Source organism: Aeribacillus sp. FSL K6-2833, from assembly GCF_037965815.1.
GTDB classification, from domain to species: domain Bacteria; phylum Bacillota; class Bacilli; order Bacillales; family Aeribacillaceae; genus Aeribacillus; species Aeribacillus composti.
Genome location: NZ_CP150189.1, coordinates 1,759,088 through 1,771,046, shown reverse-complemented (window position 1 = coordinate 1,771,046; position 11,959 = coordinate 1,759,088). Strand labels below are relative to the sequence as shown.

The 11,959-nt window shown below is 43.0% G+C and carries 9 protein-coding genes and 1 pseudogene; 4 read left to right on the top strand and 6 right to left on the bottom strand.

From position 1 onward, the window contains the following. Positions 1-10: 10 nt before the first annotated feature. Positions 11-1,387 (bottom strand): annotated as a pseudogene (locus tag NSQ94_RS08815) (ISLre2 family transposase). Positions 1,388-1,995: 608 nt separating this feature from the next. Between NSQ94_RS08815 and NSQ94_RS08810 the strand changes: the two are divergent. The 4 genes from NSQ94_RS08810 to NSQ94_RS08795 all read left to right on the top strand — a co-directional run bounded on the left by NSQ94_RS08810 (position 1,996) and on the right by NSQ94_RS08795 (position 5,251). After that, on the top strand, positions 1,996-2,388 hold the full coding sequence (locus NSQ94_RS08810) for a hypothetical protein (RefSeq protein WP_094245969.1): 393 nt from the start codon (positions 1,996-1,998) through the stop codon (positions 2,386-2,388). Between the two features lie 70 nt (positions 2,389-2,458). Then, positions 2,459-3,475, top strand: coding sequence for an FtsX-like permease family protein (locus NSQ94_RS08805; RefSeq protein WP_327848659.1), 1,017 nt, complete (start codon positions 2,459-2,461; stop codon positions 3,473-3,475). Beyond that, entirely contained in the window at positions 3,468-4,553 is a 1,086-nt protein-coding gene (locus tag NSQ94_RS08800) for a hypothetical protein (protein WP_094245971.1), read from the top strand. The genes NSQ94_RS08805 and NSQ94_RS08800 overlap by 8 nt, the downstream gene beginning before the upstream one ends. A gap of 2 nt (positions 4,554-4,555) precedes the next feature. Beyond that, positions 4,556-5,251, top strand: coding sequence for an ABC transporter ATP-binding protein (locus NSQ94_RS08795; RefSeq protein WP_339230587.1), 696 nt, complete (start codon positions 4,556-4,558; stop codon positions 5,249-5,251). Positions 5,252-6,522: 1,271 nt separating this feature from the next. Here NSQ94_RS08795 and NSQ94_RS08790 read toward each other — a convergent pair. From NSQ94_RS08790 to NSQ94_RS08770, 5 genes are all read right to left on the bottom strand, one after another. Then, entirely contained in the window at positions 6,523-6,693 is a 171-nt protein-coding gene (locus NSQ94_RS08790) for a hypothetical protein (RefSeq protein ID WP_327848658.1), read from the bottom strand. Positions 6,694-6,791: 98 nt separating this feature from the next. Beyond that, positions 6,792-7,973: an IS701 family transposase gene (locus NSQ94_RS08785; RefSeq protein ID WP_311066339.1), complete on the bottom strand. Its 1,182-nt coding sequence runs from the start codon at positions 7,971-7,973 to the stop codon at positions 6,792-6,794. Positions 7,974-8,084: 111 nt separating this feature from the next. Continuing rightward, positions 8,085-8,777 (bottom strand): response regulator, encoded by a 693-nt coding sequence (locus NSQ94_RS08780; protein WP_339230719.1) that lies wholly within the window; start codon positions 8,775-8,777, stop codon positions 8,085-8,087. After that, entirely contained in the window at positions 8,777-10,366 is a 1,590-nt protein-coding gene (locus tag NSQ94_RS08775; protein ID WP_327848656.1) for a sensor histidine kinase, read from the bottom strand. Before NSQ94_RS08775 ends, NSQ94_RS08780 begins: the two co-directional genes overlap by 1 nt. A gap of 65 nt (positions 10,367-10,431) precedes the next feature. After that, positions 10,432-11,958: a tripartite tricarboxylate transporter permease gene (locus NSQ94_RS08770; protein WP_339230584.1), complete on the bottom strand. Its 1,527-nt coding sequence runs from the start codon at positions 11,956-11,958 to the stop codon at positions 10,432-10,434. Position 11,959: the final 1 nt, after the last annotated feature.

The window sequence follows — 11,959 nt, the reverse complement described above, 5'->3', positions numbered from 1 at the left end:
ACACCTTTTTTTACCATCCCTTGAATTCAGACAGGGCATGATAGATCGGTGTCCCGGACGATTGCTGTAAATATGGCACGTTATTCCGCGTGATCTCCGGCCAAAGACGCCGGACGCGTTGTTTCGCCTTGTTCACGATCGTCTGTTTGGTGGATGCCGTCGACGCCGTTTCCTCTGCCGGCTGCGACGATTCTTCTCCTAAACGACGTCCGAAAAGACGAATCCCATCCATCCGGGCAATCATTGCCTTGAAAAACGCCCCGAGTCCCTTGTCTGTCCAACTGCGGCGGTATTTCACCCGATACGCCAGCTGGCTCATCACGCTTTCAGCCCTCCCCATCGGATACATGCCCGTTGTGTCCACTCCTTGCTCCTTCAGCCATTCCCGGTAATCACGGATGCATCCCGGCATCGATTCGATCCGGTGGATCAAGGCAGCCAGCTGTTGTTCTTTCGCTTCGTCCCCCAGCGTGCCGAGGGCGCTGTTTAGTTCCACAAGCAGCTTCTCTTCATCCTGCTTCGCCAGCTTTTGCCGAATCGCCTGCCACCGTGGATGGCCCGAGAGGCATTGGCGCAACTCACGCGCCACGTGGAATCGATCCAATTGGAAGCAGACCCGTCCCTTGAAATACTCCCGGCACGCGGTAATCCATGGAGCGCCGTCCCCGTTGATGACAAGAAGATCCCGACACGGATCATAGGCCTATTCGTTCATCAAAAATTCCTCGAAGCCTTCCCACACCTCCCCCTTGCCCTCATGGACGTAATGGCGCTGATTCACGAATTCGATCCGTGAGCCGTTGCGCTTCCACCCTTCGTGAACGGTCAGGATTTTGTCTTCCTTGGCCCGTTTTCCCTTCCCTTGGCGAGAGACAAACAGTCCATCGGCCTCCACAAACAGCACCCGTCCATATCGCTGGTCAACCGGGCAGTGCAGCAGAACTTCAGCCTCGAGCACCAACTGGCGGATCGCCTCATGGCTCATCACCGGATACCCGACCATCTGGGCAAGCGTACAAGCCGCTTTGCGATAGGAAGAGCACTCCACAGCCAATCCCACCGCCGTATCTTCTAGACAAGGGCTGATTGACTGCGATCCATCAAACGCTAAAAAGGAATCAAGCAAAAACGTGTAACGGTTTTGTTCTCGGTCTAAATAGTAGTTTCGCTCAAAGGTAACTTCGCCAAACAAGGTTTGAATCGTGGTGCGTCGTTTGTCTTTCAAGTGGTACCGGCGCTTGTCCCGGGTTTCCGCCAATTGTCGGTCGATGTCCTCCAACAGAGCCGTAAACAGCTCAGCGAAGGCGTTTTGCAGGGCTCGAAACAAATCAAGTTCGATCTCTTTCCATGTCAACGAATTTGTGGTAAGATGTTGTTGAATATTCATGGGACTCTCTCCTCCTGTTTGTGGTGTGGTCAATGAACATCTTACCAGGGAGAGAGTCCTTTTTTCATGTTTCCTGCTTGGGATCCTACCGCGCTTTGCTTGGTGGCCCCGATGAGGGGGATTGCGAACCTACGTTCCCAACCCCCTCATCGGGGAATTCTAAGAATTTCTCCCACAAACATTTTACTCACACTGCAACATACACTTTACTGAGGGATAAATCCTATTAAGTTAAAAATGCCTTGTGGCTCTATGGTTGTGGAAATATATGCTTTACGTCATACGAAATGTGACAGGAACCATAAAATTTCCGTTTGGAAGTTTTATGGTTCTTTTTATTTTAATGGAATTTTATATACTTGTCGAAGCAAAAAATAAAGTGTGATGTCCCCTTTATGCGATCCTATTGTAGTAAAAACAAAGACATGTTTGGATTATCCAATCCTTCATAAATTTTACTCCACCATTTTTACCTATATATTTTCGTGCAAAAATACTAAACCTTAATTGATGCTAGTAATATTGTTTCATTTTGTCAAAATAGAGAGGATATTATTGTAAATTGTTGAAAAGATTACTGTGAAAAACTTGGAAAGGGGGGATAAAAAATGAATAGTAGTCTTGGAGTTTCTCGCTATGTGCGAAATGTATTTGTCTTAATCATTGCGGGGCTTTTAATTACCTTATGTCTCTCTTTTACTCAAACACAAGCAGCCGGTCAGAACTATGCTAAAGCATGGGAAACACTAATGGGGGCAAAATGGAATGGCTATGTCCAAATCAAAGCCTCGTATAATGATAATGGCAAACACGCGAAACAGGGATATCACCGGTTTACTCGTCAGGCGGGACCTTCTCTTGATACAGGACGTCTTTACACTTCAAAAGCAAGTTCGAAAAGTGATACAAGAGTTCATTCCCGCCAAGACTCTGTTTGGGACTCACCACTTTGGGGTGACAAATATGTAACTCGCTATAACTATAACTTTATTTACTTCTAAAATTATAACCTAATTAAGTTTTACTTTCTAGAATTTGGATCAAAGCACGTAAATTGAGGAGGGCGTTGACATGAATACAAATAAATGGTTTCTATTAAATTTAAGACTTGCACTTAGTAGCGTCCTTCTCAGCATGCTAACATCTTTCATGGTGCAAGCATTTCAATGGACGCTTGAAAGCCGCCAAGAAATCACATTCGGCTTAACAGGAGAAATAACTGTCTTGACCATGATTAATGGTCCACAAGAGGTTACAAAAACTGAAGCATCTTCTGCACAAAGTATGTTAATTGACTATATTGATAAACAGTCACTATCTCTTGTTTATTCTTCGTTAGGCGATGGTCGACCTGAAATCATTGTTTACGACCCACATGGATCCCTGCCTTGGTTTCCAAAAGATTCAGATGAAAGTACGGACTTAACAACTTCTCATGCCTATCTTTTCCGAGGTACATACACTGAAAAACAGTGGTCGAATTCTGGTACAGCATCTCTTTTACCAAAGGAAGTTGAAATTTCCGGAGTGATTGATTCGCCATCTGCAACAGATGATTATCAATATGCACGTACGATTAATCTAGATCCACTACCTCCTGGAAATTACACGATAAATACTTCGGATCCGGATCAAGTAAAACATATATTAAACTTGTTCTATCAGATGGGGTTTGTCCCTCAGGTAAGTAAGGAAATCCCATTATTTACATATTTCATTAATAATCCATTTGTTGTAATCACTGTCATTTTTCTAGTTATGGGTCTTTTATGTGTTGTTTTGGACTGGTTTTTATACAATCAAGAACGTGCTCGAGAGTTTGGCATTCGAAGACGTTATGGAGCCTTGCCCACTACCCTCGTGCGAGAAAATCTATTATTTGGGATAGCTGGTCTTCTAATAGGGAGTGCTATAGGTGGAATTATGTCAAAACTTCTAATAGCAGAAGTTAGCCATACTGATATCCCATTATTCAATTTACAAACATTCGCTAGTATTGCTATCTCATTCATTATTGTCATCTTGACATGGTCTTTGATACTTTATGTGGTTATAAAGACAAACAAGGAGGTAAATGTTGATGCGTGAGTTGTGGGCAGGGGTTATTATGGCTTGCCGACGTTGGCAGGCCATGTTAGGAATTTCATTGATGATTACCGCAGCCTGCGTTGTTTTTGCACTGGCCTTAGAGGATGTTGTATCCCAGGTTGCTGTATTAAAAGGAGGCCAGCAATTACGGGAACAGCACGCTGTCACTTTTACCCCTTACTATCCATCCGATGGTGAACCGAGTCAAGTAGGGACGGATACTATACAATTTGTGATAGACCAAATCAACGATCAAAAGGGCTATACTGCAATCATTAATAACATGGGACTTGATGATCCTGAATTTGCAGATGGACATCTTACACTAATACTGTTCGGTGATGTTATTTCAGATTTATTTCCTGAGCTTCAGCTGTGCGAATCCGTACCATGTGCTATGCAAGGGTCAAAACTTGCTGGTGAAAATATGGACTCTGTAAATATAGCAGGAGAAAACATACCAGTAGTCGGCACACTTCCTGCAGGAGCTACCTTTTTTGATCCTTCGGCGGCAGGTTTACCCTTAGACAATCGCATCGTGATTAGAGCACCATCTAACCTTCTTCCACTACTCAGTCCTATTGAGCAAGAAGAAGCTATAGCTCGAACGGTCTTGCTTGATCCGGAAGCTAAAGCGGTAGGTACGTTTGTTAAGATGAGTGCAAATAGTGACTTGTTTCTTATTCCCCATGACATAGCTGTGGATCAACCTCAACGATTTCGTGAAATAATGGGACGTTCCGCTATATATATTGTAGGTATGTTAAGTTTTCTGTTACTAGTTTTTATTGCTTTCGTGTCCTCTGCACGTTTGACGATTCGTCAAGAGCATCGGGCTTTTAAAATCAGGGTTATGTATGGAGCAACGCCTTTTCATATTAGTCTTCGCATTGGGGGATTTTTGGCAGCGGTGGTGCTGATCCCACCGATTACGATACTTACACTGCTCTTATGTTACTTACATCTTGCGGGTGCACCATCACCAAATGTACCGTTATGGGTTATGTTAGGAATCTTAGTGACATTTTTTATATTATGGTTATGGTCCATGCGCAGCACAAAAAAGATAGGAGGCTGAAAATGAAACCAATCCTTGAAGCTCGAAACATTTCGAAGGTTTATGGTAGGGATCGCACACAAGTAACGGCTCTTGAAAAAGTTTCTTTACGACTGAATGCTGGTGAATGTGTTATTTTGATGGGGGCGTCAGGTAGCGGTAAATCTACATTATTAAATATATTAGGATTAATTAGTAAGCCAACGCGGGGCCATATCCTCATTCAAGGAAGAGAAGTATCAGAACGCGATCGTAATAGGGCTCGTCTACGAAATGAGTATTTTGGATATATCCATCAGGATTACGCAATAATTGAGAATGAAACTGTTGAAAGTAATGTCATGATACCATTGCAATATGCAAGACCCTTACCAGGACGTAAGGAGAGAAAAAATAGAGTATTAGAGGCATTAGAGAAAGTCGGCCTGGATTGGGCATTAAAGAAGAAACCATCAGAACTTTCTGGAGGTGAACGACAGCGAGTTGCTATTGCTCGTGCTCTGGTGAACAATCCTGATGTGATACTCGCCGATGAGCCGACAGCAGCCCTTGATAGCGAGACAGCGCAAACAGTAATGTCTCATATTCTTTCTTTCAAAGAAAAAGGTGCTGCAGTGCTTGTTGCGACCCATGATGATAAGGTGGCTAAGCTAGGGGATCGAATTCTACGAATTAATGACGGTCAACTCATAACAAGTAAGGGGATGTCCAAAAAATGACTAATTTTCACTTTTTGGCAGCCTCTTTCTTTTAATTCATGCTTAAAAATACAAAAAAATCACCCTTTCTAGTAAAAGGTAAGTGACCAAACAAACATTTTAGAAAAAGGGCGATTTTTTATGAGTAATCAAAAGACTACTAAAATGAATGATACCATGCAATTGTCATTTTTTTTCAGAAATACATGATAAAGAACCTTCAAAACAACAAAGAGACATTACTCCTACATTTAAAGAATACAACAATAAGCAAGTTATCGTTATTTATGATATTGAGGTATTCCCATACTGACATCAAAAGCAATGACGCTTTGCATATACATTCCTCCTGATTTTTATGTAGAAGTCTTCACTTCACCTTACCGATTCCCTTTTCTTATACACGATCTCAAGGATCCAACATACTGAAACTGATTCTTATAAGGGCAGTGAAGTAGGCCAGTTTTTTCATTACGATCTCAAGGTTCTGGGGCTGTCACGACCTATTCTCCACTTCTACTATAAAAAAATAGTAGCACAGACCATGGCCGTGGTCTGTGCTACTAATCTTAGTATGTTTTTTTGGTTAAAATTTTTCTTCATAGTTAAGATAAAAACAAGTATTGGCAATTGATATGGACGGAAGGGAATCGTTTCAATTCCTTATAGTTAAGATAAAAACGAAGTTGGTGCAATCCAATTGATGGGCTCCGAAAAAGTTTCAATTCCTTATAGTTAAGATAAAAACCCCAAAAATCGCTGTTATATAAGTATTTAGTTTAAAATGATTTATGAGTTATTTTTATTTTAGCGAAGGAGTTACATTTTATCAATCCTTTGATTTGCGTGGGCTCATTGGAGATTTAAAAGAGTCGTCGATCCCCCAGGATTTTTGCACGATTGGAGGTCGACGACAAATTTCATTTAAAACAGGCTTTCCACGTTTGCAGGCCAACAATCAAATCCGTGTTTTATCTGAAATATTTTACCTGATCCAATCTGTTTTAATAAAGCAAACAGCCGAACTAGACGGTTCGCACCGTTTGTTACATTTATAGAGAATAAGATTTTCGGAGATAGACCATCATCGTCACGGTCTCTGAACTAAACAGTATTGAAATCAATACGCTTAAGCGGCATCATCCGGTAGTGTCCATATTCCACGGATAAAACACTATGTTCTGGGTTTATCCTTCTTTCTCATTTGCGGTGAGAGTGAGACCATCTTCAACACATAAAACGCTGTGTTTTTGAGCAAGGATACGGCCTACCGATGAATAGCGAATAAGTAATCACTCCACTCCACCAAGATGCAATACAAACATAATCATAGCGACAATCGCCGCGCCGGCGAAAGAAGAAGGCGTCTGAAAACCATAAAAAACAGCAACGATGGGAACCGCCAATACCTGCAAGCAAAATATCGGTAAAATGACATGAAGCAAAATCAGAATAAAAAACATCTAAGTAGTCTTCCTCCTTATCGTTTTAACTTGTAACTGTAGATGAGCAATTTTCATAACAATAATTACCATACCAAAAGAGACAAACAGGGTATCCCTTATGCCACATGGAGCTGTTTTTTGACAACATCAATGGGAATATCTTGCTTCGCTGCATGGTAAATGAACTCGACGAGACTATGCCCTTTCTTCGTTCGGAGAAGATCAAGCCCAGTAGAGAAATCCCGGTTGGACTCGACCATACTGTACACATAAGCGAGTTGCACCAAGATCCAATACCGTTTCACCGCCCGACGTTGACGAACGCGGTACCCATCGAGCTTCAGCTGGTCTTTCGCTTGTCGAAAAAAGCATTCGATCGACCAACGTTGGGCATAGTAGCGCAAGATCTCTTCATCGCTTAGCTCCCGGTCGGTGCTCAAGACGCAGTGAAGATGTTCGGGTGTCATCGGCTGATCGGCTTTCCAAGCCAACAACACAACGGCATCATCGAGACCTTTCAGCGATCCCTCGTAGCGATACACGCGATAACGCTCTTCTCCCACCGTGACGAGATGGGTGTCGTTCGGTTCGATATAGCGGGCAAACTGTTTGGCTTGGATGGCGATGCCTTTCGGATAGAGAATCCGGTTCGTTTTGAGCATCGCGATGACGTGAAATCCTTTTTTCAGACAGGCTTCCACGAGCGCTTGCGATGGATACCACGAATCCATCAGCACATAAACGGGACGGCGTACATCCAAAGAAGAAAGCATCTCGATCGCGAGTTCCCCCTTGCTTTTCCCAGCGGCCTTGTCGTAGAGGCGGAACGCAAAGGGAAAAGCCTGGGTCATCGTATGAACCATGAGCCAAACAAGAGAATGTCCCCAGATCGACTTTTTCTCTGTGTGAGAATAGTGCCAATCACACCCTTGAATGGCGTGCGTTGCCCGTGACGAAGGCTTGATTTTTTGGCAAATCGTATCATCGATCGAAACAAAAAGGGGTTGATTTTTCTGTTTGGCGATCCGTTCGACACGATGAAGCATCCATTGCTGGAGTTTGCGAAGCAGCGTCTCTTCATCCCAAGGGCTTTTCGTGAAAAAATGGCTGAGTGTCGTTCGATGATTGGGGTGAAAGCTCCAATGATGAAGATCGGTCAACGTTCCAGAAAAGCCTTTCGTGATCATCGCATCCACGATATGAACGAGATGCTTCATGACAGGTTTTGAAAAATAAAGTGCCAACCCCAACATCGTGAAAAACTTGTGGATTCCTTGATGATGTGCTAATCTATTCATGAGACATGAACCTCCTTGTGTGAATGGTTTGTTGGCACATCTATTCTAACCAAGGAATCGGGTTCATGTCTCCTTTTTTGTTTCGATGTAAATTTATGTTAGTGATTTTGCTCATCTACAGTTGTAAATTCTCTCTGGCCTTCCAACAGAGCCGTACAAAATGTCAGCTGTCACTTGAGAAATGGAAACAAGATATTCTAAATATCTTCTTGATGTCGTTCGGCTCGCGCCAATAAGTTTTCCTACTTCTTCCGCTGTAATGCCGTCCCGATATTGCTTCACTACCGCCAGCACTTTCTCCAATGTCAATCGGTGAATTCCTTTTGGCAGTTCTTCTGCGTCTCCAAAGGTACGTTCCCGTCGAATTAATTGATCGATTTCCTCCTGTCCAATCAATTCTTTTTCCTTCATCAGTTCATGCATTTTATAAAAATATTCTTTGTATTTCATCAATGTTTCAGTAAAACGGTCGAGCATAATCGGCTTGATAATATAGTCAAACACTCCGCCATGCATCGCTTGCTTTAATGTATCAATTTCTCTGGCAGCTGTAATCATAATAATATCGATATTCGCAAAATGCTCGCGAATCCATTTTAAAAATTGAATCCCATTCATATCAGGAAAATAAATGTCCAGCAGCACTAAATCGGGTTGCAGCACTTCTATCAGTTCTTTCCCTTCCTGTTCATTTGTGGCAATCCCGACCACTTTATATCCTTCTACTTTTTCAACAAAGCGGCGGTTAATTTCGGCAATACGTTTATCATCTTCGACAATGAGCACTTGAATAGTGTATTCCATCATAATTCCTCCCGTTGCTTCGGAATGATAACGGTAAAAACGGTTCCTTTTTCTCGCTCTGATTGATAAGTAATGTGCCCTCCAAGCACCTTTAACGAATTTTTTACTAAATCCAGACCGTATCCTCTCTGTGCTTTCCCCTTGGTGGAAAATCCCCGTTCAAATATTTGTTCAGCAATCTCTTCCTGAATACCCGTTCCGTTATCTTCCACTTCAATGATTAGATCGTCGCCAAGATCGGTTAAAAAGACGTTGACCCGCTTTTGGTCACGCCCATTATGCAATGCCGCCTCCATGGCATTATCAATAATATTGCCGATAATCGTAACAAGATGATCGCGGTCCAATTGTTTCGGAATATCTTTAAAGCTGCTTTGCCGATCAATATCAAATTGAATTTTCAGCTCATTAGCTCGGTTAAATTTTCCGATTAACAGCCCTCCAACAATCGGGTCAGGTACTTCTTTCATCACAAAACGAACGATATCCTGCTGCATGTTTGTTTCTTTTGTAATGAGTTCCAACGCTTCTTCATAAGATTCCAGCTGAATCAATCCAGAAATAAGATATAATTTATTGGAAAATTCATGTGTCTGCGCCCGCAGTGCATCGGCATAGCTTTTTAGCTGGGAAAGCTCTTTTGTCAATCGGTACAGTTCCGACTTATTGCGAAATGTCGATACCGCCCCAATGACGTTTTCTTTTTTATCAACAATCGGAATGCGATTAGTAATGATCGTTTCTTCACCTAATATCATTTCGTCATCATATTCTGCTTCACCTGTTCGAATTACTTCTAACAGCCTAGAATGAGGAATAATATGTAAAATATATTTTCCTAGCACATCTTGTTCTCTCTCATACCCTAACAGCGTCATCGCCGTTTTATTGACCATTGTAATGATTCCTTCCTGATTCACAGCAACAATTCCCTCACGAATCGCTTCTAAAATCGCCTGCTTTTCTTGGTATAATAGCCCGATTTCTTTCGGTTCCAATCCATGAATCGATTTTTTTACCGTTTTGGCAATAACAACCGCTCCAATAATCCCTAGCAATAGTGCAAGGATAGAAAATAAAAAAATGTTTGAGGTATATGACCAAACGATATCCTCAATATCTTCCAGCAAAAAGCCTACCGATACAATGCCCACCACATTTCCCCGCTCATTGAAAATCGGTGCTTTTCCGCGTATCGCTGGACCGAGCGAACCAATCGCTTCAGAAATAATCGCTTTTCCTTTAAGGACCTCGTGATTATCTCCCCCGACCATCTTCTTCCCAATTCGATCTGGGAGCGGATGGGCGTAACGAATTCCTTGTCTGTTTCCCACGACAACGTACTCTGCGCCTGTTTTTCGACGAATCATTTCTGCAAACGGCTGAATTTGTTGATGAGGGTTCGGCTGTTTAAAAGCGTCCCGAATGTGCGGCGTAGCAGCCACCGTTTCTGCTACATTCAGCGCCCGCATTCCGATTTGATCTTTCAGTGTTGCCGCAAGCATGTACTGAAACAAAAAGGAAAGAAAAATAATAACAAATAAAAGCAATGAACAAATAATGATCACCAGACGCGTTTGCAGCTTCATTTTACTCTCTCCTTGACTAAAAATAGAGAAAGACTATCCACCAAAAGGCAATAGTCTTTCCCTTATTACATATCTTCGTTTACAATAATCGACTTCCCTTTTAATTTCATGATAAATGGCACAACAATCCATAAAAACGCTATGATCAGTAGTACAAGTGAGATTGGTTTTTCAAAAAACACCATAAAATCGCCATTCGACGCTGTAAGTGCTCTTCGCATGTTATTTTCGATCATCGGACCAAGTACCATCCCTAATACAAGCGGAGCAAGGGGAAAGTCATGTTGTGCCAGCAAATAGCCTAAAAGGCCAAACCCAATGAGTAGAAACACATCAAATATTGTGACTTGCACCGCATAAACACCGAAAACCGAAATCGCAACAATAAGCGGCAGCAAATATTTAGTCGGGGTTTCAATAATTTTAGCAAATATTTTGACAAGAGGCATGTTTAAAATAAGTAGCATCACATTGCCGATAAACATGCTGGCAATAAGCCCCCATGCAACATCTGGATGTTCGTCGAACAGAAGAGGACCCGGCTGGACGTTATACATAATTAACGCACCCATTAAAATCGCCGTCGTCCCAGAGCCAGGGATTCCGAGCGTCAACAGCGGAATCATCGCCCCTCCTGAAGCGGCATTGTTCGCTGATTCCGGCGCCGCCACGCCGGCAATCGTTCCCTTTCCAAATTTTTCAGGCGTTTTGCTTAATTTCTTTTCCATGATATAAGAGAAAAACGAGGCGAGCGTCGCCCCTGCTCCCGGCAATACGCCGACGAAAAAGCCTAGCAGCGATCCGCGCGCAATCGGACCCACGCTTTCTTTTGCTTCTGCTTTCGACGGAAGGATGCGGCCGATTTTTGCGATTTCGCCGTCATTTTTCTCCTTATGAAGAATGGCTTTGAATACTTCTCCTAAGGCAAACAAGCCGACCGCTACCGTTAAAAATTCCAAGCCCCCGTATAGAAACGAAATGTTATACGTAAACCGTGCCACACCTGATACATTATCAAGACCAATGGTCGAAAGCAATAAGCCGAAAACAGTCATCATCCACGCTTTTGTCATCGAGTTTCCCGCCAGTCCACTGACAGCAGCCAATCCGAGAAGCATTAAGGAAAAATATTCCGCTGGGCCGAATTTCAACGCTACATTGGAAAGCGGCTCTGCCAACAGCACAAGGGCAATTAAGGAAACGAACCCGGCAACAAATGAACCGATCGCCGCAATCGCTAAAGCTGCCCCCGCCCTTCCCTGCTTTGCCATTTGATAACCGTCCAATGTTGTTACAACAGAGGAGGACTCTCCAGGCGTATTTAATAAAATTGATGTTGTCGAACCGCCGTACATCGCTCCGTAATAAACACCAGCAAGCAAAATAATTGAGCTTGTCGCCGCTTGAGCTGGGTCAAGACCGGACGTCATTGAAGCGGTTACCGGGATGAGCAGCGCTACCCCGCTCATCGGCCCAATTCCTGGCAGCACTCCTACCGCCGTTCCGATGAGCACTCCAAGAAAGGCGAAAAACAGATTGTGCGGCTGCAATGCGGTCTGAAAGCCATCAATTAAAAATGTCAATGCATCCAAA